We start from the raw sequence: 24,266 nt of genomic DNA on the forward strand, positions 1-24,266 counted from the left end.
TAAAATTCAGTTATAATTCTTAGTATCTGAAAGGCACTTGTCTATACCAAAAATGAAAGAAGGTGTAGAATAATGGTGTTATTGAAAGGAAGTAATCAATATGAGTGAATTTAGAGATGATATGTACACAAGCTCTCGAGCGGATTCGGTTGTCAAATCCTATATGACAAAAGTGTATGGCTTTATGGCAATAGCGTTATTATTGACAGCGGGTGTTGCTTATATGGGCTATCAATCATTATTGAATGGAGGCTTAGTATTTGAATTATTGAAGAGTGGAAATGGATTTGGCATGTGGGCTATTTTCCTTGTTCAATTGGGCTTGGCTTTCGGCTTGTCTGCCGGTATTTCCAGATTCCCGGCTTGGGTAAATGGATTGATGATGATTGTTTATTCGTTTGTAACGGGAATTACTTTCTCGGTATTGCCGATTATCTTTGAGATTTCGACCATTTATCAAGCATTTATCTATGCATCAATCTTATTTGTAAGCTTAGCCATGGTTGGAACGTTTACCAGTGTGAACTTATCGAAATTTAGCGGTATTTTGTTCTCCGGCTTAGTTGCGCTTGTGCTAATCAACTTGCTTGCGTTTTTTATTCCCAGTCTTTATGACCATGCGTGGATTTCCTATCTTGGTTTAGTTATTTTCATGGGACTAACGGCGTGGGATGCTCAAAAGTTAAAGGAATATGCGCTGGTTGAGGGTGGAGAAAACATGCAAATGAACTTAGCCATCTATGGTGCTTTTGAGCTTTACTTAGATTTTGTAAATATGTTTATTTACTTGTTACGAATTTTAGGTGGCGGTCGTTCAAAAAGATAAAACAGGAAAAATTCCTGTTTTTTTATGGAGGTTGAAATGCAGAAACAAGCTCTTACCTATGCTTGCCCTTATTGTCATGAAACAATGGATTTAGAAGTGACACTTAGTTTAGGGGCCGGTGAAGCGGAAAAAGAATTATTGATGAGTGGTGATTTATTTCATCACACTTGTGACCATTGCCAACATGAATTTTTATTACAAGTTCCTTTCACTTATATGGATCGAATGCGTAAGTTTGTGTTGGTTTTGGTGCAAGATGAAGTCTTACCAAAAGAAATAGAACAAACAGGTCCTACTTTAAGCAAGGCAGGTTTTAAGCTACGCCATGTGCAAACCATTCAACAGCTTATTGAAAAGATTCAAATCTTTGAAGATGGAGTGGATGATTGTTTGGTGGAATTAGCGAAATACGATAATTTCATTGAGTTTGTGGATAATAAAAAAGGAAATGCAGAGAATATTACATCGATTGAATATCAACGCGTGGATAATGAAGTGATGAAAATTAACATTCGAACAGGTGACAGTGGGATGACTTTCTTAACACCATTGAACTTAATCGAAGAAGAATATCGAATTGACCAAGACCGTTTGGTTATTCGCAATGAAGTTTTCCCGATTGTTGATCAAAAATGGATTATTTCTGCCTATCAAGAAGTGGATGGTAAAGCTTAGTACAAGAGGTATTAGTGGAGTAAGATTTCACATAATATCACATAGCATTTCCGCTGTTCTAAGAAAATGATTTTCTATATTATAGATGCAAGTTGAAGACTTGCGCTGATGAATGGAAGTTCTTCAGTACTCTATCCCCTAAATATTTTAACTAAAAAGAAGAAGTGTTTGTGCTTCTTCTTTTTAGTTCTCTAATTGATTCATAATCTTTTGAATATTGTGTTCATCCCCTAGTACGAAGATAGAATCTTTTTTATTAAAAGTGTAATCCGGGGAAATAATCGAATTAACTTCATTATCGGAACGAACCGCAATGATATTGATATGATAAGCACGACGAACATCCAATTCAGTTACAGTTTTACCAACCCAATCCGGGGGTGTAGAAACTTCATAGATGGAAATATCATCTCCAACGGGAATGTATTCAATAATGATGTCATTGAAATAACGAACAGCGGTTAAATTGCCAATTTCTTTTTCCGGATAAACCACATGGTCAGCGCCATTTCGCAATAAGAATTTTTCTTGGGTATTTTTAGCTGCACGGGAAACAACTTTCTTTGCGCCAAGTTCTTTTAAGAAAGAAGTGGCTTCTAAGGAAGCTAGGAAATCATCTCCAATGGTCACAAAACAGACATCGAAATTGGTTACACCTAAGGTCTGTAGGAATTCTTTCTGGGTTGCATCACCGATGACCGCGTTTGTGACATACGGCATAACATCGTTGATATTGGATTCAAAAATATCAACGGCTAAGATTTGTACATCCAGGTGATTTAATTTTTTAGCGATATTGCGACCAAAACGGCCCATTCCAATAATTAAAGCTTGTTTCATATTTTCTCCTATCCAACAACAATGTGTTCTTCAACAAGTTTACCTCGGTTTTTATTGACATTTGGAAATACCGAAATCATTAGGGTAACACCACCAATTCTTCCCATCAACATTAAGAAGATAAGAATACAGCGAGAAATAGTTCCTAAAGTTGGTGTGATACCAACGGTTAAGCCAACGGTACCAACCGCACTGGCTGTTTCAAAAATTGTTTGAATAATCGGTATATTTTCTAACTGCGCTATCATAATGGCAGAAATGATACAGGCCGATATATATAACATAAAGATGGTTGCTGCGTTTTTAACGACGGAATCAGGAATCGTTCGACCAAAGGCTTCACAACGTTCTTTTTGGCGGAAGATAGCGAAAGAGGATATCAACATAGTCGCAAAGGTTGTTACTTTCATACCACCGGCGGTTGAACCGGGTGCTCCACCAATGGTCATCAAGATAGACATAATCAACAGACTATTTTCAGATAGTTTGGTCATATCTGTGGTGTTAAATCCGGCGGTACGCGGTGTTACGGCTTGAAAAATAGAAGCGAGCAGTCTTTCCTTCCATGGTAAATCTCTATATTGGGATAAGAAGAAATACAAAGTTGGAATGACTAATAAGAATAAAGTAGTGACTAAGATGATTTTGGTTTGTAAACGATATTTCTTGAAGTGGAAATGGTGGGTACGGAAATCTTCGTATGTCATAAAGCTTAAACCACCAAGGATAATTAGGAAAGCAATGCTTAAAGTAACCAAAGGATTGCCAACATAAGCGGTAAGAGACGGGAATAAATGCTCAGGTGTTCCTAATAAATCAAAGCCGGCATTACAGAAAGCGGAAATAGAATGGAAGATAGAAAACCAAACTCCTTTTAAAACACCAAATTCGGGAATGAACTGGAAAGCTAATACGCAAGCAAATATACCTTCAATTCCAAAGGTGATTTTAAAAATCATCTTAATAAAACGAACAATACCACCTAGATAAGGAGCAGAAACGGAATCCACCAATAGTTTTCGATGACTGAGGGTAATATGACGATGAGCTCCTAGAGAGAAAGCGGTTAAGGCGGTGATAATTCCTAATCCACCGATTTGGATTAACAGTAAAATGATAAATTGACCAAAGGAAGACCAATAGGTACCTGTATCATGAACAACCAAACCCGTTACACAAGAAGCACTAGTGGAAGTGAATAGAGCATTAATAAATGGTGTCCAAATGTTTTCTTTGGAAGATATTGGCAGCATCAATAGAAAGGCACCTATCAAAATTAAACCAAGAAAGCCTAATAGGATTACTTGGAAGGACGATAACTTCAGTTTTTTCATACCGTTAGTGTATTGCGAAAAAGAAGATTAGACAAGTTATTCTTGTTTCTATAAGGAAAATGGGTGGAATAATGGCTTCAAAAGTCCGAATCAGATTGTAAAAGAGTATTTCTCAAAGTATAACAGATGTCTTGACCGTTAAGAGCAGAAGGTGGAACACATGATAAAAATAACTTGATATCTTTATGTAAATCGTGTCATGCAAGAATACATGCAAGTCGTGGAGATGGACGGAATAAAAAATAACCACTCTGAGCGGAATGGTTATTTCAGCAGTTCATTAATATTTCGTTTTGAATATAGAAGTCTACGCACTTCCATAGTGTCATCAATTACTACATAAAAAAATGGAGAAGTTTCTTACATTGATTCTGTAGTAAGGATGCTTCCTAATCTTTGACGATTGATAGGGAACAAAGCTAAGAGGCATTTCAAGTCTTTTAACAATTGCAAGTTCTATATCATCAACTAAACGGTGAGCTGCACCGGGATTTTGTAAAGTATTGGTTATATAGTCAGTGATTTTAAGTAAATCTTTTTCAAATAACGGAAGAAAAGTTAATTTATAGGTTCGCCTGTTCATCAATACTGCTCTTTACTTTATTAAAGACTTCCGTTTTTGATAGTCTGGTGGAAGAGCTCGCAGCAAAAGTGTCTGCTTCATCAAGCTTTCTTTCAACATCATCAGTAAGTGCAGAATATTGTTCAACGCTCATTAGCACCATTGTTCCATAGCCGTTTTTGGTAAGAAATACAGGTGCGTTTGAGCCTAAAACAGTTTCTTCTATTTCAGGGAATTTATTTCTTAAGTCAGAAACCGGACGAATATTAATCATAGTATCAATCTCCTTTACTATCAATATAATATCACAATTTTATCTTAATTACAATAAAGAGAAAGTGATTTGATATCTTTATGTAAATCCTGTCATGTCGTGGCGACAGATGGAATAAAAAATAACCATTCCAAGCGGAATGGCTATTTTACAGGATATCAATCCAATTTTGTCTTGCATGAAGAATTCGATGAACCATTACAATCTTACTTTCTTCATGCACTTTATAGAAAATGATGTAATTCTTAACAAGACATTTTCTAAACTCTTTACGGTGCAGATAGGCATCATCCACCAAGCCATAGCGATGAGGCATGGTAGATAGAGCAGAAACAGTAGATTCTATCTCGTCAAGTAAGTCAGATGCAGTAAACGGTGCATCTAAATTGTGGGAAATATAATGAATTATACCTTTTAGGTCTCTGTGATAGGTTTCAGAAACAAGTATCTTATAGCGTTCCATTTTTTAGTCCCTCCCTTAAACTTTTCATGGAGTCATCAAAAGTTAGGGTACGACCGTTTGTGAAATCAGATTCACTTTGCTCCAGAAGTTGATATAGCTCATATCTTCCCATGAATTCATTGAACAAATCAATGCTCATAACAACAAGGTCTCCACGACCATTTTTGGTAACGAAGACAGGTTCGCCCGTTTCATGACAAAACGAAGAGATTTCATTGTAATTATTACGTAAATCTGTACTTGATTTAATGTTCGGCATAATAGCACCTCCTTCAATCTAAAGATATTATACTATTATTTCTTTAGATTGTCAATTTTATAAAAGGTAGGGGCGGTCAAAATCTATGAATGTTCAGTGATAATGTCCCAATTATTGATTAAAGATAGTAAGGCATTGTTTTACATCTCCTTCTCCATTTTATTATTTTCCAGTCATTGGAGGAACAAATATGGCTAACAAAAATCATACATTGGATAAACCGATTGTTGAGGTTGCTGGAAGAGAATTTTTGCAAAGGGGCTTTTAATCCGCTTCAATAAATAATATTGCAAAAAATGCAGGTGTTACAACGGGAGCTATATATACAAGATATAAAGGAAAGGACGAACTTTTTAATGTTCTTGAAAATGAATGAAAACAAAGAAGCATATATGAAATATTGTGTTGATAGCAATTTTGATAATTTTTGGCAATATAGTAGACACAAATTTATAAAAATAATTTTTGAGAACTTGAATTTACACTCTAAGTGCAACAATTAAATAATGACCCATAGCCTTGATTGCAATGGAGTTTGCTTCGTGGATTTCAGCAGAATTTAAGTTATATTTAATTCAAGAGTATAAGAGACTTAAATCATATGAAAATTCCAAACTATCGTTAGGTTGGAAACTGAATAGAGAAATCTCAAAGATTAACTAATGGAAAGCTACAATGCTGTTTTTATTGACTTTAGTATATAAGATGAATATGTCTTTTGTGTTGCACTTCATGTTACAACGCGAGGGAAGAAAAAAATTTCAACATTTTAGAAAAAATAGTTTGACAAGGGGAAAAGCTTTTGGTATAGTCTAGTTAGCCTAGACTAACTCATAGATAAATATGAGTGGTTGGCTCTTCCTTTAGGGCAGATTGGAAGAATGTACAAGTTCTGGTCCTCCTCGATACAGAGTTGTACCGGTCCTAGATTTTATCTAGGACCTTTTTTTATTCTTTTTTGTTGAAATCGTGTATAATGAACTTTGTTACAGGGGCGCGAAAGCTGAGATGTACCCTTTGACCTGATCTAGGTAATGCTAGCGTAGGGAGTAAGTCCTACGCCTTTTAGGAGGTGTTTTTTTATGCAGAGAGATAAGGTTAAGTTTTTGACGTATGTGGCGATGTATATTGCTTTGTATGTTGTTTTGAAGTTTGTGGGGAATTTAATTCCTTTCCTAAAGATGCCACAAGGTGGAAGTATTGAACTTGAATTAATAGCGTTGTTTATGGCTAGTTATCATTTAGGTTTCCAAGCCGGTGTTTTAGTGGCCGGTTTATCTTGGTTGATTACATTTATGCTGGGAATAGAAATGTGGTTTGTTCATCCGGTACAAATTCTTTTAGACTATGTTTTGCCATTGGGTATTATTGGTCTGGCAAGTGTATTTCCTAAGAAATATGGATTGGCTATTGTGTTACCAATGTTGATTAAATATGGTTCTCAAGTTTTATCGGGTGTTTACTATTGGCCGCCTAAAAATGAAGCGGCCGGTTCAACCGCGGCGTGGATTTTTTCTTTGAATTATAACGCTTGGTACAATCTAGCAACACTGGTGATTTGTTTGTTGGTGGTACCGTTGTTATGGACTAGGATTCAAAGACTAGTGAAATAATACGAAGACCTACTAACCTATGGGTACTGGTGAGTTTTAAATTCGTGGATATTTTAGCGATATAAAAGATGCGATATTAAAAAACTGCTGAACATCAATCAGCAGTTTTTCTTTAGATTAGTACATACTAATGGAAAGAATTTTAAAGGTAGCTTTTTCTAGGACCGGTAATTTATCACTAGAAACAAATTCAAAGGCTTCGTACTTGCCGGATTGTTTGGCTTTTAAATCGTTCGCATAAACAGAATCTTTTTCAATACGTACTCCTTTTTGATCCACCGCTTCAATCTCGATATGATAAGATTTTTTCTCATCGGACTTATTTTTGACAGTAATTGGCAGAATTGGTTTAGACATAAAAGATTCTTTTTTGACAGAAAATTTACCAATTTCCACATCCACATTTTTTTCTAATAATTCTTCGGTATTTTTTCCAGATAGATTTTTAAAAACATCATCGATGGATTTCGAAACATCATCGATGGATTTCGATAGAGAAGCTTGGCTGCTTAATACCAGACCACAAGCGGCAACGCAGATAATAATGGAAACCAAAGAGACAACCTTCTTTTGACTTCGGAAAAAGCCGACAGCTGATAAAATTAAACCAAAAGCCCCTAAAATGAATGAACCGTTGTTGATGATTGGAATGAAAGAGGTAAGCAAGGCAATGACCCCTAATACGATACCAATAATAGTAAGTACACTTGTATTTTTCTTCATTATTTTCCTCCCTGTAAAATACACCTTAATTATATATATATATATATTCAAGCCTGATTGGTTGATATTGGGAAAAAGTCATACTTTGTGAAAGATATTTTGGAAATGACAAAGTTTTAATTGGAAAATCATCGATTCATCATCTGCTATAATAAACCCATGAATAGGAAAATCATATTTTTAGATGTGGATGGTACATTGTATTCACCGGTGATTGGTGGAACTCCGAAATCAGCGCTTGAAGCGATTGAATTGGCGAAGAAAGCGGGGCATAAAGTTCTTTTATGTACAGGAAGAAGCTTAGCTGGCGCAACGAAATATTTACATTTTCCAGTGGATGGTTTTATTTTTGGGACCGGTGCTTCGGTGTATGTGGATGGGAAACATATTTACGATAATCCACTTTCAAAAACACAGCTTAAAACTCTTATGAAACAAGTAGAAGACTTAGATATTCCTTATATACTAGAAGCGGCGGCCGGTATTTATGGGGATAAAGTGGGCTATGATTATATTGTGAATTATTATGGCGGAAATACAGCTGATGAAGAAAAGCGCTTGAGGGTCATTCGTGATAATAACATTTATCATTTTGATTATTTGGATGAGAATGAAAGTATTTATAAGCTATGCATCTTTTTGCGGAATTTAGATCAAATGAAAGATTTAGAAGAAAAGATAGAAGAACCCTTTGTGCTAACCTTATCAGCCTTTGAACCAAATCATCAGTTGTATATTGTTGAAATCACCAATGGCTTAGAAACCAAAGCAACCGGTATTCAAAAGGTCATGGATTATTTTGGACTTGGCAAAGAAGATGCGATTGGTATTGGTGATAGTGCGAATGATATTCCGATGTTGGATTATTGTGGTTTGGCGATTGCGATGGGGAATGGTGCTGAAGAGGCAAAAGAACACGCTGATTTTATTACAAGAGATATTTTAGATGATGGTATCTATTATGCTTTTCAGCATTTTCATTTAATGGAGGAAATGAAATGAAACTTGGAATTGTAGGTTCCGGTAAAGTTGTGGATATGGTTTTAAGTGCCGGTGTTCAAGAAGTGGTGGAAGTACCTTTGTTGTATTGCCGAAATGAAGAAAAAGGAAGACTTCTTCAAATGAATTATGGTATGGAAATAGGTCATGATTATGACGCCTTCCTAGCCACCAAGCAGATAGACACCGTGTATATTGGTTTACCCAATGCCCTTCATTATGAATTTGCGAAAAAAGCATTATTGGCTCATAAAAATGTTATCTTAGAAAAACCATTCACCTCTACCTTAGAACAAGCCAAAGAATTAATTGACTTAGCTAAACAAGCCAAACATTTTTTGTTTGAAGCTATTTTAACCAGATATTCGACTCATTTAGAAGAATTGAAGAATGCCTTGAAAGAAATCGGGCATATTCAAACTGTTTGTTTGGATTTTCAACAACGTTCCTCTCGTTATGATGCTTATTTAAATCATGAAGTAGCGCCGGTCTTTAATCCAAAATTAGATGGTGGAGCTTTGATGGACATCAATATTTATAATGTACATTTTGCGATTCAGCTATGGGGGAAACCGAGGTCGTATCGTTATGAAAAAGAAATAGGTTGGAATGGTGTCGATGTTCGAGGAATCGTTTATTTGGAATATCCCGACTTTATAGTTGAGTGTATTGGCTCGAAGAAAAATGATGTCCCTCCTTGTCAAAAAATAACGGGGCAATTTGGAAGTATTGAAATTGAGCATCGACCGGGTGATTTGCATGAAATTCATATAAAGAAAGATGGCATTGAAGAAGTTGTTGGTAAAGAGGCTGAAAACATATTTCAAAATGAATTTTCACAGATACAAAAGGTCATCGATGCCAAGAATTTTGAACAGTCAGGAGAATGGTTAAAGGATAGCTTAAATGTGATGGAAGTGATTGAAAAATTACGCCATTCTTAAGAAAAAAGTCTTTTGAGAATAAAATAAAAGACTTTTTATTTTGGGCAATCTTTTTTACAAATACTAAAAACACTTATAAAATAAACGACGTTAAGGGGGAGATGCTATGAATCAACAGATGTGGGATATTTTGTCAGCATCATTTTGGCCAATTTTAAAGGCCGGTTTAACAGTAACGTTACCACTGTCTATTCTATCTTTCTTCTTTGGTTTGATTATCGCTATTTTAGCAGCATTGGTTCAATACGCAAAAGTTCCAATCTTAAAGAAATTAGTTCGTGTTTATGTTTGGCTAATTCGAGGAACCCCTTTATTAGTGCAATTGATGATTATTTTTTATGGTTTACCACTAATTGGTATTCATAGTAATCCCTTCATCGCGGCAACGGTTAGTTTTTCTATTTGTGAAGGTGCTTATATGTCCGAAACCATTCGTGGTGCTTTAGAAAGTATTCCTCACGGTCAAAGTGAAGCCGGTTATTGTGTGGGTATGAATTTTTGGCAAGTTATGTGGTATATTGTATTGCCCCAAGCTTTTCGTACAGCGTTTCCTGCTTTATCCAACTCCTTGATTTCGTTGGTCAAAGATTCTTCTTTGGCGGCGCATATCACCGTTGTAGAAATGTTTATGACAACGCAACGCTTTGCGGGTAAGTATTATATCTTTATGCCTCTTTATATAGAAGTAGCACTTCTCTATTTAGTATTCTGTACGGTTATTACTTTCCTACAATCAAGAATTGAAAAGAGACTTTCTCGCTATGAAAGAAAGGAGGCTTAAGATGGCTATACTAACGGTCAAAGATATCCATAAAACCTATCAAGAAAATGAAGTATTAAAAGGCATTGATTTATCAGTGGAAAAAGGAGAGGTCATTTCAATTCTAGGACCATCCGGATCGGGAAAGACAACTTTACTCCGTTGCTTAAATTTCTTAGAAATAGCCGATAAGGGTACCATTCTATTTGATGAAAAGGAATATGAGTTTGCTAATATTACAAACCAAGAAAAAAGCCAAATTCGTCAAAAGACGGGCTTTGTGTTTCAATCTTATAATCTATTCGCCAATCAAACGGTATTAGAAAATGTGACTTTAGGATTAACAACAGTCCGCAAAATGAAAAAAGAAGAAGCGAATAAAATTGGTATGGAATTATTAAAAAAAGTAGGTATGGAAGATCGGTGGAATTATTATCCATCCCGTATATCCGGTGGTCAACAACAGCGCGTGGCGATTGCTCGTGCTTTAGCGCCAAATCCGGAAATCATTTATTTCGATGAACCGACCAGTGCTTTGGATCCGGAATTAATTAATGAAGTATTAACGGTTATGAAAGAGTTGGCGAAAGAGGGAAGAACCATGGTTGTGGTCACGCATGAAATGAATTTTGCGAAAGAAGTTTCTAACCGAGTTATTTTCATGGAACATGGAAGAATCGTGGAACAGGGGACGGCGGAAGAAATGTTTGAACATCCAAAAGAGAAAAGAACGCAAGAGTTCTTAAAAAAGAAAGAGGGAAGTGTATGAAAAACATGGTTAAGTTAGTGATGAGTGCTATTTTATCCTTAAGCTTGGTGGCTTGTGGAACGAAAACAAGTAATGCAAACAAAGACAATTCCTTACAGAAGGTAAAGGATGCGGGTGTTTTAAAAGTTGGTTTAGAAGGAAATTGGAAACCTTTTTCCTATCATGATGATAAAGATCAATTGCTTGGTTATGATGTGGAAGTAGCACAAAATATTGCGAAGAAGTTAGGTGTCAAAGCGGAGTTTAAAGAAGCGGCTTGGGATGGCTTATTAACCGGTTTATCCACAGGTGTGTATGATGTGGTCGTAAATGGTGTGGATGTGACGGAAGATCGTAAACAAGCCTTTGATATGAGTGATGCGTATGCTTATGACCGTATTGATTTGGTTGTAAAAGAAGGAACAACAAATATTAAAAGCTTTGAAGATTTAAAGAATAAGAAAGCAACGAATTCAACGGGTTCTACTTACGCAACGATTGCGGAAAAATATGGGGCTAAGGTTTCTAATGTACCTACTTTAGCGGAAACGATGCAACTGGTGTTAAATGGGACAGCTGATGCGACCATCAATGCGGATACTTCGGTGAATGATTATTTAAATACAACGGGTGAAAAGAAGTTGAAGGTTATTGCCCAATTACCGGATATTACAGAATATGCTATTCCAATGAAAAAAGGTCATGATTCCTTAAGGGAGGCAGTCAATCAAGCGTTAAAGGAGTTAAGAGAAGATGGCACTTTAGCCACTTTATCAAAGAAGTATTTTGGTAAAGATTTAACGAATAAGTAAGCGATAGTGGTACCTCTTACTTATTTGTTTTGGCGATGCTTTGTGCAAAAACAAGGTTTTTTAACAATGTAAGCGCTTAGTGAAAATGTATTCTGAAATCAAATATTCGGAAAAAGAGATTTATTTCATTTACGCTGAAAAACATCTTTAAATTCAAATCATCTGAATAGCGTGAGAAGAGCGTGTTTGTTATGATTAACTAAGTGAAAGGGGAATTAACATAATGATTGATAATCAACAATGGCATGGATTTGAAGGTCGTACATGGAAAGAAGAATGTAATGTGCGTGACTTCGTCCAGAAGAATTACCATCCATACGATGGTGATGAGTCTTTCTTAGCAGAACCAAGCGATGCTACGAATAAGTTATGGACTCGTTTACAAGAACTACAGAAGGAAGAAAGAAATCACGGTGGTGTGCTGGATGAAGAAGCGGATGTTGTTTCCGGTTTAACAGCTTATGGTCCGGGATATATTGATGAATCCTTGAAGGATTTAGAAACAGTGGTTGGTTTACAAACCGATAAGCCATTAAAGAGAGCCTTTATGCCTTATGGTGGTATTAAGATGGCAGAAGAAGCTTTGAAAACGTATGGCTTTGAACCTAATCCTGAATTCCACAAGATTTTTACAGAATATCATAAGACACACAATCAAGCGGTTTTTGATGCATACACACCGGAAATGAGAGCGGCTCGTAGTTCGCATATTATCACCGGTTTACCAGATACCTATGGTCGTGGTCGTATTGTTGGTGACTACCGTCGTGTTGCTTTATATGGTATTGACCAATTGATTGCTTGGAAGGAAGAAGATAAATTAAACTGTGGGGATGGAACCATGGTGGATGATGTTATTCGCCAAAGAGAAGAATTGTCTGATCAGATTAAAGCCTTAAAGGGCATGAAAGAAATGGCGGCTGTGTATGGCTTTGATATTTCTAAACCGGCTAAGGATGCTAGAGAAGCTTGCCAATGGTTATACTTTGGTTATTTAGCGGCTATTAAGACACAAAATGGGGCGGCGATGTCAGTTGGTCGTATTTCTACTTTCTTAGATATTTATTTAGAAAGAGATTTAGAAGCCGGCATCTTAACTGAAGATCAAGCACAAGAATTGATTGATCATCTGGTTATGAAGTTTCGCATGGTTAAGTTTGCTCGTGTTCCTGCGTATAATGAATTGTTCTCAGGGGATCCGGTGTGGGCAACCTTAGAAGTAGCCGGTATGGGTAGTGATGGTCGCTCTTTAGTAACAAAGAATGACTTCCGTTTCTTACATACATTAGAAAACATGGGACCTTCCCCGGAACCAAACTTAACGGTTCTTTACTCTTCTCGTTTACCGGAAACATTCCGTAAGTATGCGGCTAAGATTTCTGTGAACACTTCTTCGATTCAATATGAAAACGATGATGTGATGCGTCCGGAATGGGGCGATGATTACAGTATTTGTTGCTGTGTATCGGCTACGGAAACGGGTAAGGAAATGCAATTCTTCGGTGCTCGTGCAAACTTGGCGAAAGCTTTATTATACGCTATCAACGGTGGTGTGGATGAAAAGAGCTTTAAGCAAGTAGCACCTGCTTACCGTCCTATTACTTCGGAATACTTGGATTATGATGAAGTGATGCAGAAATACGATGTCATGTTAGATTGGTTAGCCGGTTTATATGTAAACATCTTAAACTTAATTCAATACATGCATGATAAGTACTACTATGAAGCCGCTGAAATGGCTTTGATTGATACCGATGTTCGTCGTACCTTTGCGACCGGTATTGCCGGTTTCTCTCATGTTGTGGATAGTTTGAGCGCTATTAAGTACGCTAAGGTAAAGACCGTTCGTAATGAAGACGGCATTGTTACAGAATATGAAACAGAGGGTGATTTCCCTAAGTATGGTAATGATGATGACCGTGCGGATGAAATTGCGACTTGGTTATTAAAGAGTTTCATTGATAAGATTAAGAAGCACCATACGTATCGAAATTCTGAAGCAACGACTTCCATCTTAACCATTACTTCCAATGTGGTTTATGGTAAGTTCACCGGGAATATGCCGGATGGTCGTAAGGCTTGGACACCATTAGCTCCTGGTGCTAATCCATCTTATGGGGCTGAACAAAATGGTTTACTAGCTTCCTTGAATTCCTTAACAAAGCTACCTTATCACTGGGCATTGGATGGTATTTCCAACACCCAAACAATGAATCCAAGTGCTTTAGGTCATAGTGAAGAAGAAAGAAAAGAAAACTTAGTTCATGTCTTAGATGGTTACTTTGATCAAGGTGCTCATCACTTGAATGTGAATGTCTTTGGCAAAGAAAAACTGTTGGATGCAATGGAAAATCCGGACAAGCCTGAATATGCTAACTTTACAATTCGTGTATCCGGATATGCGGTTAAGTTCATTTCCTTAACTCGTGAACAACAATTGGATGTTATTTCTCGTACATTCCACGATCATATGTAAGGAAGAGGGCATCGGTTAAAGATGCTCTTTTTTATCAACAGGAGGACAAATGACAAAAGGCTATATTCATTCTTTTGAAAGCTTTGGTGCTGTGGATGGACCGGGGGTTCGCTTTATTGTCTTTATGCAAGGCTGCCCAATGCGTTGTTTATATTGTCATAATCCGGAGACTTGGAAGTTTAAACAAGGAATGGAAATGAGTGCAGAGGAAGTGTTCCGGAAAGCCGTTCGGTATCGTTCTTATTGGAAAAATGGAGGCGGTATTACAGTATCCGGTGGAGAAGCTTTGGTTCAAATGGATTTCTTAATTGAATTGTTTGAAATTTGTCAGAAATATCATATTCATACGACTTTAGACACTTCCGGTAATCCCTATACAACGGAATCTGAATGGTACGCCAAGTTTGAACGTTTGATGCAGGTGACGGATTTGGTTTTATTGGATATCAAAGAAATGAATCCGGTTATTCATAAGAAATTAACAGGTTGGTCAAATGAAAATATTTTGGCATTGGCAAGGGATTTAAGTAATCGAAAGATACCGGTATGGATTAGACATGTATTGGTGCCGGGTATTACAGCGAATGATGAAGATTTAATTCAGTTAAAGAGCTTTATTGATACACTTGAAAACGTGGAAAGGGTAGAAATACTCCCTTATCACGCCATGGCAAAAGTGGAATATGAACATCTCGGTATTCCTTATCCTATCCCTGATACCCCGCAACCAACGGTAGAGGAAGTGCTACATGCTGAAAAGCTATTAGGTATTCAAAAATAAAAAGAGGTAATGTGAAGTTGAACTGAACCCCAAAAGTTAGACACCAAACTAACTTTTGGGATGTACTTCATCATTCAATGAACCTCTTTTTTAGTGTTAAATTTGTATGTTATTTGACATCAATATCCCCCGTGGTTGATTTAATGTACAAACGACCATTTCCCTGGTAATGAGCAATATTCATATCCCCCATTTGACTTTCAGCACGAGTTTTAAAGTCGTGCCGAGAACAATTCACCTGAATATCTCCTGTGCTTGATTTAATTTCATAGTTTTCAATACGGAATAATTCCAAGTCAATATCGCCGGCGGTACAACGGATGTCAGCTTTTGGATAATCACCGGAAACATCCACATCGCCAGCCTTTGTGTTGATTTTTAAGAAGGAGCCTTGACTATGGTTAATATCCACAGCACCAGCCAAAGCGCTTAATGCTAAATCACCGGAACATGAATTCACATCGATATCTCCAGCCAGTGTTTCAATGGATGTTTTGCCCATGATACAATCATTCAATTCCACATCGCCGGCAGCCAAATGGAAGTATGCGTTTTGATAACGAAGGTCATCCAAGATAATATCGCTTGCTTTGGAATTTAATTGAAGTTCATCCACTTTAAGATTAGAAAGATTGATATTGCCGGATTGGGTTTGAATATTGAGATGATGAATGGATGATGGTAAGGTAATCAAAAGGGTGCCATGACCATGTTTGGAGTTAAAATGAACCACATCACCATTGAGATCCTTTGTGAAAACAGCCTGTTTTTTAGAATGTTTTGATGTGTAAGCTTTATAGGAATAAGAAACACTTTCACCCTCTTCTACATCAACGTCGAAATAATCACCGGAGATGAAAATTTCAGTTGCTTTTGAACAAGGAAAGGAATCCGTCTCTTCAAAACAAATTTCTTCATCAGAAAGCCATCTAAAATTCATATCTTTTAGGAAAGGTGTAGTTTTCTCAATGGCTGTCTTAACGAAATCAGAAAAGCCGGTTTTTTTAGTTGGTGGTTGATCTAAGAACATATCTTCAATATTGCCTAATTCCTTGACAATCTCATCCATGGTTTTCCCTTGAGCTAATGATTCATCAATGTGATTTTCAAAAGATTGTAAAATTTCTGCTTGATCTTCATTAGGGTAATCGTTTAGGTAATCTTTTAAAGCATGTAAATATTCTTGTTTGGTCATAATAAATTCCTCACTTTCTCAACGAAGGATAGCCATTCGTTTTTTTGTTCCTGTTGGTAGGATAAACCCCTTGTGGTAATGTGGTAGTATTTCCGAGCCGGTCCACTGTTCGATTCTTTTAAATAAGTTTGAACGTAGTCATTGTCTTTTAATCGCTTTAAGATAAGGTATAAAGTACCGGCTGTAATGGATAACTCTTGGGAAATATCTTCGGTTAACTCATAGCCATACTTATCTTCATCCACAAGCTTGGATAAGACACATAATTCTAAAACACCTTTTTTAAATTGAGCGTCCATAGTTACCTCCCGAGAATGTTATATCACATAGTATACTGTTATGCAATATAGTAGGTAAAAAAGGTGTATAATAGATAAAAAGAAGAGGGGAAAACAGGTATGACATTTGAAGAATTAGCGAAGAATCGTTATACAGTTCGAAAATTTTCAGATTGTGCAGTAGAAAAGGAAAAATTAGACAAAATTTTAGAAGTGGGTAATTTAGCACCAACGGCTAAGAATGGTCAACCACATAAAATTTATGTGGTTCAAAGTGAAGAAGGGTTAGCCAAATTAAATAAACTAACCCGCTGTATTTATGGTGCAAAGACTGTTTTCATTTTTGCGTATGATACAAATAAAATTTTTAAGACCTCACCGGAGGCTAAGCATAATTCCGGTCATCAAGATGTTAGTATTGTTGCGACACACATGATGTTTGAAGCAGAAGAACTTGGTTTAAGCACCTGTTGGGTGAATGCGTTCTCTAATGAAGAGGTAGAAAAGGAAATGGACTTACCCGAAAATGAAAAGGTTGTTCTATTAATGCCACTAGGTTATGCCCACGAAGACGCAAAGCCATCGATTCTTCACACCACGAAAAAAGACTTATCAGAAATTGTTTCCTATAAGTAAAATAAAAAAGAAGGTAGCTTGTGTGATGTGACCCCTAAAAGTTAGACCGAAATCTAACGGTAGGGAGGTCGGCACACTGTCTATCTTCTTTTCTTTTGGCTTTAAAATCGGGAAAATACAAAACTTAGTTAATAGCTATAAAGGGGGACAAGTCATGCAGTCACTTAGATTTAAGGTATTATCCCAATTTTTACTTTTCAAAGAATTCCAAAAAAGGGAAAAGGAGATTGTTTTTTGGCGAATAAATCCTCCTTGAAAAGCATTAAAGATAAGTAATTTATCTTTATAGTATTATTATGAGAGCGTTTACAGTTCCTTACACCCCAAAAAACCTTTAAAATTTTGTATAATTCTGTATAAAATAAAGCTTTTTTATAATAGAGGGATATTTTTAAAAGAGCAGTCCTTGACGATTTCTTCAGGCCAATAAGAAGCTTGCACTTCACCAATATGGGCTTTATTCAGTAGTAACATACACAATCGAGATTGCCCAATACCACCACCAATGGAGTAAGGTAATTCATGCTTAAGAATCATCTGATGATAAGGCATTTGGAGTCTTTCGGTACAATGAGCACTTTCACATTGTGATACGATGGAATTTTCATCCACGCGAATTCCCATAGAGCTTAACTCAAGGGCTTGCTCTAATTGCGGTAACCAGAAGAATAAATCACCATTTAATTGCCAGTCGTCATAATCGGCAGCTCTTTTATCATGTGGTTCCTGTGATCCTTTTAAGGTTTCACCAATGCGTTCGATAAAGACACAACCATATTGACGTGTGATTTCACGTTCACGTTCCTTGGCATTCAAGCTGGGGTACAAATCCAACAATTCTTGTGAATCAATAAAATGAACATCATCGGCTAAATGACAAACCGCTTTTGGGTATTTATACCAAACCTCATGTTCCATGTGTTTGATGACTTTAAAAATCAAGCGGACGGTTTCTTCTAAATATTCTTTACAACGTTTTTCTTTATTAATTGCGATTTCCCAATCCCATTGATCCACATAGAAAGAATGCGTAGCATCGGGTGTTTCATCTCTACGAATGGCATTCATATTGGTGTATAAGCCTTCACCATTTTTAAAGTCATATTTCTTTAAAGCAAAACGCTTCCATTTCGCTAAAGATTGAACAACTTCCAAGGTTGTGTTTTCCAAGTTTAAAGCATCAAATGAAACGGGTCTTTCAATACCACTAAGAGTATCATTTAAACCGGATTCCCTTGAAACAAACAAGGGTGCGGATATTCTTTCTAGCCGCATCACCTTACCAAACTCATATTGGAAGGTATCGCGGATATATTTAATGGCTTCTTGGGTTTCACGAATGGATAGGGTGGGTTGATAATATGACATAAAAGCTCCTTTTCGTTTTATTGTAAGAAAGAATAGCCGGGATAGCAATAAAAGGGTGTAGTATAGGTATTATTTATTTTGAAAAGAATCTCAAAATCATGTAAGATTTAAATATCCTTGCAAGAAACAAATGTGTCATAAAAACTTTTGAACGATTCTTCTGCTTGCTAGAAAGTATATTTTCACTTATACTGAAGTGTAGCTAAATGGGTCTATGATTAGAAAAGGACTAGCTTTTCTCTAATTTTTAAAACACAAGAGATAGGAGGAGAAATATGGCTAAAGATAAATACGAAGGCTTGAAGTTAGAAAATCAAATTTGTTTTCCATTATATTCAGCAGCGAGAAAAATCACTGGAATGTACACGCCGTTTTTAAAGCCATTAGGCATTACGTATACACAATATATTGTTTTCTTGGTGCTATGGGAAGAACATCATTTAACAGTAGGTGATTTGTGTGAGAAGTTGTACTTAGATAGTGGAACAATCACACCATTATTAAAGAAGATGGAAGAAAGGGAATGGGTGACAAGAACTCGTTCTAAGATAGATGAACGCGTTGTTTTAGTCGATTTAACGGAAGAAGGAAAAGCAATGCGTGAAAAGTGTTTGGATATTCCAAAGCGTATTTCTTCTTGTGTTTCTTTTTCAATAACGGAAGCAAGTGATTTATACAAGCTTCTTCACCAAATCTTAGAGGAATTCTAAAACTGTCTCTATTAGGCAGTTTTTTTATGCAATCGTTTAACTTGTTTTCATAGAAGGGTCTCTTAAAATAGAAGTATGAGAGAAAAGAAAATCATTCAAACAAGCCTTATCGCTATCGTAATGAATTTATTATTAGTGGCTTTTAAAATGGGGATTGGTCTTATCGCTAATTCACTTTCGATTATCTTAGATGCTGTCAATAATTTAAGCGATGCTCTATCGTCTATCATCACGATTGGCGGAACAACTTTATCTAAGAAAACGGCGGATAAAGAGCATCCTTATGGTCATGGCCGTTATGAATATATCGCCGCTTTAATTGTGGCTTTTATTATTTTATACGCCGGTATTCAATCGGTGATTGAAACAATTAAGCTTTGGCTTCATCCTAGTCAGCCAAAGTATTCTTGGTGGTCGGTTTTGATTGTGACGGTGGCTATTTTTGTCAAAATATTCTTGGGAAATTATGTTCAACAAGTAGGGATTCAATTGGATTCTCCCTCTTTAAAAAACTCCGGTCAAGATGCTAAGAATGATTCTTTATTATCAGTGGCTACTTTGATGTCAGCACTAAGCTCTTTGTGGTTGCACTTTGAGATTGATAAATATGTATCTGTGGTGATTGCTTTATTCATTCTAAAGAGCGGGTATGACATTTTGAATGAAACCCTATCGCGTATTTTAGGGGAAAGAATTTCTTCTTCTTTAACTAGCTCTGTGATTGAAGCGGCGAAGCATGTACCGGGTGTTTGTGGAGTATATGATTTGTTTATCAATGATTATGGTCCAAATCGTTGGATTGGCTCTTTACATGTGGAAGTGGAAGATACAACTTCGGCATCTCAGATTGATCAACTCTCCAGAAAAGTAATGCGTCAGGTTTATATAGAAACAGGAGTAACTTTATCGGCGGTTGGTATTTACACCAGAAATTCGCACTCGGAAGAGGTGAATGAAATGCGAACGGGAATTAGTAAATATTGTTTACAATTAGGATTTGTGAAACAAGTGCATGGTTTCTTAGTGGACCAAGAGAATAAAAGAATTCGTTTTGATATTGTGGTTCCCTTTGGTATAAAATCACTCAATCAGAAACAAATGGATTTAAAGGAATGGATAAAAAAAGAGTATCCAGGTTACGCTATTGACTTAACAATCGACCCGGACACAACGGATTAAAATAAATCCTTTTGGTATTGTTTGGCAATCCTCATAGTTTCTTTTAACCATCGTTCATAATAGGGAATTAGAGTGCTATCTTTTAGATAAGCACTATTTTTTTGTAGAACTTCTTCTTCACGATTGGTATCAAGGATGGGAAAATGATGGGCTTTTTTATAAGCAATAACTTGTTGAACGGCATTCATTCTTTGTTCAAATAAAGAGACCATTTCTTGATCAATGGTATCAATGGCAGAGCGGATTTGTTCTAATTCATTCATACTATTTCCTCAATTTGTTTCGGAACGGCGTGATAGCGCAAGAAATAGCCAAAGATAACACCAACCGAAGCTTGTAAAATTTGAAATGGTAACTTAATCAAAGAAGTCTTTAAGGTGGAATACACAAAAGCACGACCAAAGGTATATCCGCCAACCATAATGAAAGCCCCAACACAAGCGGCGATTAAACTACGATTTTTAGAGATAAGGTTTCGATTAGAGTGAGCTAAATAGGAAATCACATAGCCTTGTACACCATGGGTAACCAAGGAAACAAACATTGGGCTTGGATAAAAAAAGAAATCTCCCAAGAAAGCACCGAGTCCACAGACTAATAAAGCATCTTTAGGACTAAATAATAAAGCCGATAACACAATCACAACATCATTTAAATAGAGATGACCGCCCGGAACGGTTAAGCTAAAGGAGGATAGAACGATGACTAATGTCATCATAAGAGCCATTAAAGTAAAGCGTTTGGTGTTCATGGCGGTATTCCTTTCTTTTTATTTTTTCTTATCTTTCTTTTTCAAACCGGCAATCCATTCTAATTGGTATTCGCCGGTGACTTCCAGGATTCCACCTTCAGGAAGAATGATGGAATCCTCTGTTTCGTAATAATCCGTAACCCGACCATGAATGTCTTTGACATGAAGACCGGCATCACGAATAGCTTTGACACTATATTCCCCGGGGCGAATATTTTTAGGAACATCATAGATGCCGGGAGTAACGGTAAATTGGTTATTGTTATTGATAAAGATTAACTTATTATCTTTGTGGTTGATTACATTATTCACTTTTTGGAAGAAGCGTTCCCTTAAGAAAAATAAATCCGCATGTTCTACCTTATAGGTGAATTTCTTGCTTGGTGTTTCGATTTCAATGCGATTATTTTGGTTTGGATTGCGCTTTATATAACCCAGACGATGAACGTTGATGTAATGGTCACTTAAGAAATAAATGGCCGCTTCGGTTTCAAATAACATTCCTTTAACGATTTGGCTACCAACTCTTCCTTCAGCATTAGGAATGTTCATAATCGCATTTTTATCAATTTCAGAAATGGACTTAACTGCCTCATCTTTCGGGATTAATTCTTCTAAAACCACTTGTACAGCAGGAAGAGAGTTGATACAGTGTTCACCATGGTGTAATTCAATACTTGGTAATGGGTAATGTGTCGCAATAATCTCTTCCGGATTATGGCTTTTTAAATAAGTATCCATAACTGTATCAACCATATTAGCTTGAGCTGTTACTAACATTTGGAAGATGTCAAACTTAATAGGCAAGCCATATCCTTTGATAATTTCTTTACAGTGTTTACAGATATAATGCCCATCCGATAATTTTTCTAATCGATTGTGAAAGATACCACCTTCGCGTAAATCGAAATCACATACTTTTTTACTTGGCATATGACCTCCTAACCTCTCTTATTATATAGTAGTTATATTTATAATACTATACGACGATTTTGGTGATTTTAGTATAAAACAGTTTAAAAAATGAAGCCCGGGAAAATCTTTTTTCTATAATATACGGATGTTTGAGTTGATATAAAAATATGATATTGTAATGCCGGGGGAAGTGAAAAATGATAACGATTAAATTTCCTAAAAAGAAGAATCTTCAAAACAAGTTTTATCCCTTACAATCGAAGAAATCGCAATGGATTAGTTTAGGGATAACCCTTGTTTTCATGTTGATTGCTTTTTATATTTTTATACCGGCTATTCATATTAAAAACTTTAGTTTTTGGCTATTTTTATTGGCAACGGTTGTTGGCTATGTTTTGGTCAACAGCATTATTTGTGCTATTCATAGAGAAAGACCAAATCTAAAACCGGCTATTATTATGATGGCCGGACTTGTTGGCATTATGCTTTTAGGTACAGTGGCGGGACTTCGTATTTGGCATGCGAAACGCTATGCTTCTATTTTAAAGATTGAAGAGGGGGATAAAAAAGATATTCCTTCAGTCGAAGGAGCAAGTTCCATTGCTTTAATGGATACCGCCAGTGCTGAAAAATTAGGGGATCGTAAGATTGGCTCTTTGACCGATGTGGTATCGCAATTTAATGTTGGTCCATACACACAGATTGATTATCAATCTTCACCAACTAAAGTGGCGGCCCTTCAATATGAAGGTTTTTTCAAGTGGTGGGGAAATCATAAAGAGGGTGTCCCCGGTTATGTTAAGGTAAATCCTGTTACGATGGCGGCGGATTATGTACCATTGAAAGAGAAGATGCGTTATGTACCAAGTGCTTATTTCAACGATGATTTGAGTAGAAGAATTCGTTTCCGTTTTCCAACAGTTATGTTTGAAAATTTGCACTTTGAAATTGATGAACAAGGAAATCCTTGGTATGTAGCAACGACTTATGACCATACTATTTCTTTATTTGGCGGTAAAAAAGTGACAGGGGCTATTTTGGTTAATCCAATCACGGGTGATATGAAGCAACTTGGCTTAAAGGATATTCCCCAATGGATGGATGTGGTATTCCATGGTGATTTATTGATGAAGCAATACAATGATGCGGTTCAATTGCATAAGGGTTTCTGGAATAGTATTTTTGGTCAAAAGGATTGTCGTCAAACAACGACGGTAAAAGTAAAAGACGATGATGGTGATTCTAGTTATAAAGCCGACTATGGCTATGTGGCTAAGAATGGGGATATTTGGGTGTTTACGGGGGTTACCTCGGTTAATGGTGATTCTTCCAATATCGGCTTTATGATGGCAAACGAAAGAACGGGAAAAACACGTTTTATTATGGCTTCCGGTGCGGATGAAGGCAGTGCTATGCACTCGGCGGAAGGTGAAGTACAAGAGAAAGGCTATCACGCTTCTTTCCCTTCTTTAATCAATGTGGATGGAACGCCAACGTATATTATGGTCTTAAAGGATAATAGCGGTTTAGTGAAACAATACGCTTGTGTCAATGTGGAACAATACAACTTAGTGGTGACGGCTTCTAATCAAAAAGATGTGATTGACCGTTATCGTCGTTTAATGAAGGGTGAGATTACCGCTGATGAGGCGAAGAAATCAGGTGAAAGTCAGATAGATACAAGTAAGTTTGTGGATAAGACCATTCAAGTGAAGAAGTTAGAAAAGATTGATATTGGTGGTAATACGCATTTATATATCCTAGATACGGAGGGTAAGATTTACCAAGCAAAATATGCGGATGTGCTAAAGATGTTGTCGGTAAAAGAAGGAGATAAGATTACCATTCAAACAGATGGTAAGAATTATCTGATTAAATAGAGCTTAAGGCTCTATTTTTTAGTTGGGATAGATACTTCAATATAAAGTTATTTCTATGACTTACAAATGACGGGTATTCAGGAAAAACATTTGACAGACAATCTTGGAAGAAACCACGATGAAATCTTAGGGATTGGAACAAAACCGGAACGAAAAGTAGACTTTAAAATCCACCTAAATTTAATAAAAACCTAATCATAAAAATCCCATTTTAAAGCCTAAATATACTTTGATACGAGTATAGCATAAGTGGACTAAAAAGTCT

General features: G+C 36.4%; 28 protein-coding genes, 2 pseudogenes and 1 riboswitch. Of the genes and pseudogenes, 17 read left to right on the plus strand and 13 right to left on the minus strand.

Annotated elements, in window-relative coordinates; genetic code table 11:
• Nucleotides 1-100: 100 nt before the first annotated feature.
• Together K7I92_RS04000 and K7I92_RS04005 are read left to right on the plus strand one after the other, a co-directional pair.
• On the plus strand, nt 101-826 hold the full coding sequence (locus K7I92_RS04000) for a Bax inhibitor-1/YccA family protein (protein WP_220282159.1): 726 nt from the start codon (nt 101-103) through the stop codon (nt 824-826).
• Between the two features lie 36 nt (nt 827-862).
• Nucleotides 863-1,501: a CpXC domain-containing protein gene (locus tag K7I92_RS04005; RefSeq protein ID WP_220282160.1), complete on the plus strand. Its 639-nt coding sequence runs from the start codon at nt 863-865 to the stop codon at nt 1,499-1,501.
• 183 nt (nt 1,502-1,684) lie between these two features.
• Here K7I92_RS04005 and K7I92_RS04010 read toward each other — a convergent pair whose 3' ends face one another.
• Both K7I92_RS04010 and K7I92_RS04015 read right to left on the minus strand, forming a co-directional pair.
• Complete coding sequence (locus K7I92_RS04010) at nt 1,685-2,341, minus strand: TrkA family potassium uptake protein (RefSeq protein ID WP_220282161.1); 657 nt, start codon at nt 2,339-2,341, stop codon at nt 1,685-1,687.
• A gap of 8 nt (nt 2,342-2,349) precedes the next feature.
• Entirely contained in the window at nt 2,350-3,675 is a 1,326-nt protein-coding gene (locus tag K7I92_RS04015; protein ID WP_203244976.1) for a TrkH family potassium uptake protein, read from the minus strand.
• A gap of 153 nt (nt 3,676-3,828) precedes the next feature.
• On the opposite strand from K7I92_RS04015, the pseudogene K7I92_RS04020 reads away from it, so the two are divergent.
• Nucleotides 3,829-3,921: pseudogene (locus tag K7I92_RS04020) on the plus strand (HNH endonuclease); the annotation flags it as partial.
• Between the two features lie 82 nt (nt 3,922-4,003).
• Here K7I92_RS04020 and K7I92_RS04025 read toward each other — a convergent pair.
• The 4 genes from K7I92_RS04025 to K7I92_RS04040 all read right to left on the minus strand — a co-directional run bounded on the left by K7I92_RS04025 (nt 4,004) and on the right by K7I92_RS04040 (nt 5,233).
• Nucleotides 4,004-4,258 carry a type II toxin-antitoxin system RelE/ParE family toxin gene (locus K7I92_RS04025; RefSeq protein WP_255594323.1) on the minus strand — a complete coding sequence of 85 codons (255 nt, stop codon included), beginning with the start codon at nt 4,256-4,258 and terminating at the stop codon, nt 4,004-4,006.
• On the minus strand, nt 4,239-4,511 hold the full coding sequence (locus K7I92_RS04030; RefSeq protein ID WP_203244974.1) for a type II toxin-antitoxin system Phd/YefM family antitoxin: 273 nt from the start codon (nt 4,509-4,511) through the stop codon (nt 4,239-4,241). Before K7I92_RS04030 ends, K7I92_RS04025 begins: the two co-directional genes overlap by 20 nt.
• Before the next feature lie 148 nt (nt 4,512-4,659).
• Nucleotides 4,660-4,974 (minus strand): type II toxin-antitoxin system RelE/ParE family toxin, encoded by a 315-nt coding sequence (locus K7I92_RS04035; protein ID WP_220282162.1) that lies wholly within the window; start codon nt 4,972-4,974, stop codon nt 4,660-4,662.
• Nucleotides 4,961-5,233: a type II toxin-antitoxin system Phd/YefM family antitoxin gene (locus K7I92_RS04040; protein WP_220282163.1), complete on the minus strand. Its 273-nt coding sequence runs from the start codon at nt 5,231-5,233 to the stop codon at nt 4,961-4,963. Before K7I92_RS04040 ends, K7I92_RS04035 begins: the two co-directional genes overlap by 14 nt.
• 286 nt (nt 5,234-5,519) lie before the next feature.
• On the opposite strand from K7I92_RS04040, the gene K7I92_RS07660 reads away from it, so the two are divergent.
• The 3 genes and pseudogenes from K7I92_RS07660 to K7I92_RS04055 all read left to right on the plus strand — a co-directional run bounded on the left by K7I92_RS07660 (nt 5,520) and on the right by K7I92_RS04055 (nt 6,846).
• The gene (locus K7I92_RS07660; RefSeq protein ID WP_370627441.1) at nt 5,520-5,609 is read left to right on the plus strand and encodes a TetR family transcriptional regulator; all 90 of its coding nucleotides are present in this window, start codon (nt 5,520-5,522) and stop codon (nt 5,607-5,609) included.
• Between the two features lie 146 nt (nt 5,610-5,755).
• Nucleotides 5,756-5,893: pseudogene (locus K7I92_RS04050) on the plus strand (KilA-N domain-containing protein); the annotation flags it as partial.
• Nucleotides 5,894-6,213: 320 nt separating this feature from the next.
• Nucleotides 6,214-6,299: riboswitch (TPP riboswitch) on the plus strand.
• Between the two features lie 16 nt (nt 6,300-6,315).
• Entirely contained in the window at nt 6,316-6,846 is a 531-nt protein-coding gene (locus K7I92_RS04055; protein WP_203244971.1) for an energy-coupled thiamine transporter ThiT, read from the plus strand.
• Nucleotides 6,847-6,963: 117 nt separating this feature from the next.
• On the opposite strand, the gene K7I92_RS04060 is transcribed toward K7I92_RS04055, so the two are convergent.
• Nucleotides 6,964-7,569, minus strand: a complete 606-nt coding sequence (locus K7I92_RS04060) for a hypothetical protein (RefSeq protein ID WP_220282165.1) — start codon at nt 7,567-7,569, stop codon at nt 6,964-6,966.
• A gap of 159 nt (nt 7,570-7,728) precedes the next feature.
• Between K7I92_RS04060 and K7I92_RS04065 the strand changes: the two genes are divergently transcribed.
• The 7 genes from K7I92_RS04065 to pflA all read left to right on the plus strand — a co-directional run bounded on the left by K7I92_RS04065 (nt 7,729) and on the right by pflA (nt 15,089).
• Nucleotides 7,729-8,571 carry an HAD family hydrolase gene (locus K7I92_RS04065; RefSeq protein WP_220282166.1) on the plus strand — a complete coding sequence of 281 codons (843 nt, stop codon included), beginning with the start codon at nt 7,729-7,731 and terminating at the stop codon, nt 8,569-8,571.
• Entirely contained in the window at nt 8,568-9,512 is a 945-nt protein-coding gene (locus K7I92_RS04070; protein ID WP_220282167.1) for a Gfo/Idh/MocA family protein, read from the plus strand. Before K7I92_RS04065 ends, K7I92_RS04070 begins: the two co-directional genes overlap by 4 nt.
• Before the next feature lie 106 nt (nt 9,513-9,618).
• The gene (locus K7I92_RS04075; protein WP_203244967.1) at nt 9,619-10,293 is read left to right on the plus strand and encodes an amino acid ABC transporter permease; all 675 of its coding nucleotides are present in this window, start codon (nt 9,619-9,621) and stop codon (nt 10,291-10,293) included.
• A gap of 1 nt (nt 10,294) precedes the next feature.
• On the plus strand, nt 10,295-11,041 hold the full coding sequence (locus K7I92_RS04080) for an amino acid ABC transporter ATP-binding protein (protein WP_220282168.1): 747 nt from the start codon (nt 10,295-10,297) through the stop codon (nt 11,039-11,041).
• Nucleotides 11,038-11,832, plus strand: a complete 795-nt coding sequence (locus K7I92_RS04085; RefSeq protein ID WP_203244966.1) for a transporter substrate-binding domain-containing protein — start codon at nt 11,038-11,040, stop codon at nt 11,830-11,832. The genes K7I92_RS04080 and K7I92_RS04085 overlap by 4 nt, the downstream gene beginning before the upstream one ends.
• Before the next feature lie 223 nt (nt 11,833-12,055).
• On the plus strand, nt 12,056-14,308 hold the full coding sequence (pflB, locus tag K7I92_RS04090) for a formate C-acetyltransferase (protein WP_220282169.1): 2,253 nt from the start codon (nt 12,056-12,058) through the stop codon (nt 14,306-14,308).
• 49 nt (nt 14,309-14,357) lie between these two features.
• Nucleotides 14,358-15,089: a pyruvate formate-lyase-activating protein gene (pflA, locus tag K7I92_RS04095; RefSeq protein WP_220282170.1), complete on the plus strand. Its 732-nt coding sequence runs from the start codon at nt 14,358-14,360 to the stop codon at nt 15,087-15,089.
• 109 nt (nt 15,090-15,198) lie between these two features.
• Here pflA and K7I92_RS04100 read toward each other — a convergent pair whose 3' ends face one another.
• Both K7I92_RS04100 and K7I92_RS04105 read right to left on the minus strand, forming a co-directional pair.
• Nucleotides 15,199-16,284 carry a DUF4097 family beta strand repeat-containing protein gene (locus K7I92_RS04100; RefSeq protein ID WP_220282171.1) on the minus strand — a complete coding sequence of 362 codons (1,086 nt, stop codon included), beginning with the start codon at nt 16,282-16,284 and terminating at the stop codon, nt 15,199-15,201.
• Nucleotides 16,281-16,583, minus strand: a complete 303-nt coding sequence (locus K7I92_RS04105) for a PadR family transcriptional regulator (RefSeq protein ID WP_203244962.1) — start codon at nt 16,581-16,583, stop codon at nt 16,281-16,283. The genes K7I92_RS04100 and K7I92_RS04105 overlap by 4 nt, the downstream gene beginning before the upstream one ends.
• 99 nt (nt 16,584-16,682) lie before the next feature.
• On the opposite strand from K7I92_RS04105, the gene K7I92_RS04110 reads away from it, so the two are divergent.
• Nucleotides 16,683-17,198: a nitroreductase family protein gene (locus K7I92_RS04110; protein WP_220282172.1), complete on the plus strand. Its 516-nt coding sequence runs from the start codon at nt 16,683-16,685 to the stop codon at nt 17,196-17,198.
• Nucleotides 17,199-17,570: 372 nt separating this feature from the next.
• Here K7I92_RS04110 and asnA read toward each other — a convergent pair whose 3' ends face one another.
• Nucleotides 17,571-18,566, minus strand: a complete 996-nt coding sequence (gene asnA / locus K7I92_RS04115; RefSeq protein WP_220282173.1) for an aspartate--ammonia ligase — start codon at nt 18,564-18,566, stop codon at nt 17,571-17,573.
• A 275-nt stretch (nt 18,567-18,841) separates the two neighbouring features.
• Between asnA and K7I92_RS04120 the strand changes: the two genes are divergently transcribed.
• Both K7I92_RS04120 and K7I92_RS04125 read left to right on the plus strand, forming a co-directional pair.
• Nucleotides 18,842-19,276, plus strand: a complete 435-nt coding sequence (locus K7I92_RS04120) for a MarR family winged helix-turn-helix transcriptional regulator (RefSeq protein ID WP_203244959.1) — start codon at nt 18,842-18,844, stop codon at nt 19,274-19,276.
• A 75-nt stretch (nt 19,277-19,351) separates the two neighbouring features.
• Nucleotides 19,352-20,455, plus strand: coding sequence for a cation diffusion facilitator family transporter (locus K7I92_RS04125; RefSeq protein ID WP_220282174.1), 1,104 nt, complete (start codon nt 19,352-19,354; stop codon nt 20,453-20,455).
• Here the strand turns inward: K7I92_RS04125 and K7I92_RS04130 are convergent.
• From K7I92_RS04130 to K7I92_RS04140, 3 genes are read right to left on the minus strand one after another with little or no spacing between them, the layout of a single operon-like run.
• Nucleotides 20,452-20,718 (minus strand): chorismate mutase, encoded by a 267-nt coding sequence (locus K7I92_RS04130; RefSeq protein WP_220282175.1) that lies wholly within the window; start codon nt 20,716-20,718, stop codon nt 20,452-20,454. The two genes, K7I92_RS04125 and K7I92_RS04130, sit on opposite strands and share 4 nt — an antisense overlap.
• Nucleotides 20,715-21,206 (minus strand): ECF transporter S component, encoded by a 492-nt coding sequence (locus K7I92_RS04135; RefSeq protein WP_222150653.1) that lies wholly within the window; start codon nt 21,204-21,206, stop codon nt 20,715-20,717. The genes K7I92_RS04130 and K7I92_RS04135 overlap by 4 nt, the downstream gene beginning before the upstream one ends.
• Nucleotides 21,207-21,224: 18 nt before the next feature.
• A complete protein-coding gene (locus K7I92_RS04140; protein WP_220282176.1) occupies nt 21,225-22,139 on the minus strand; it encodes a hypothetical protein in 915 nt (304 codons plus the stop codon).
• A gap of 179 nt (nt 22,140-22,318) precedes the next feature.
• On the opposite strand from K7I92_RS04140, the gene K7I92_RS04145 reads away from it, so the two are divergent.
• Nucleotides 22,319-24,001, plus strand: a complete 1,683-nt coding sequence (locus K7I92_RS04145; RefSeq protein ID WP_220282177.1) for a hypothetical protein — start codon at nt 22,319-22,321, stop codon at nt 23,999-24,001.
• Nucleotides 24,002-24,266: the final 265 nt, after the last annotated feature.

The organism is Bulleidia sp. zg-1013, from assembly GCF_019798045.1.
GTDB lineage: Bacteria > Bacillota_I > Bacilli_A > Erysipelotrichales > Erysipelotrichaceae > Bulleidia.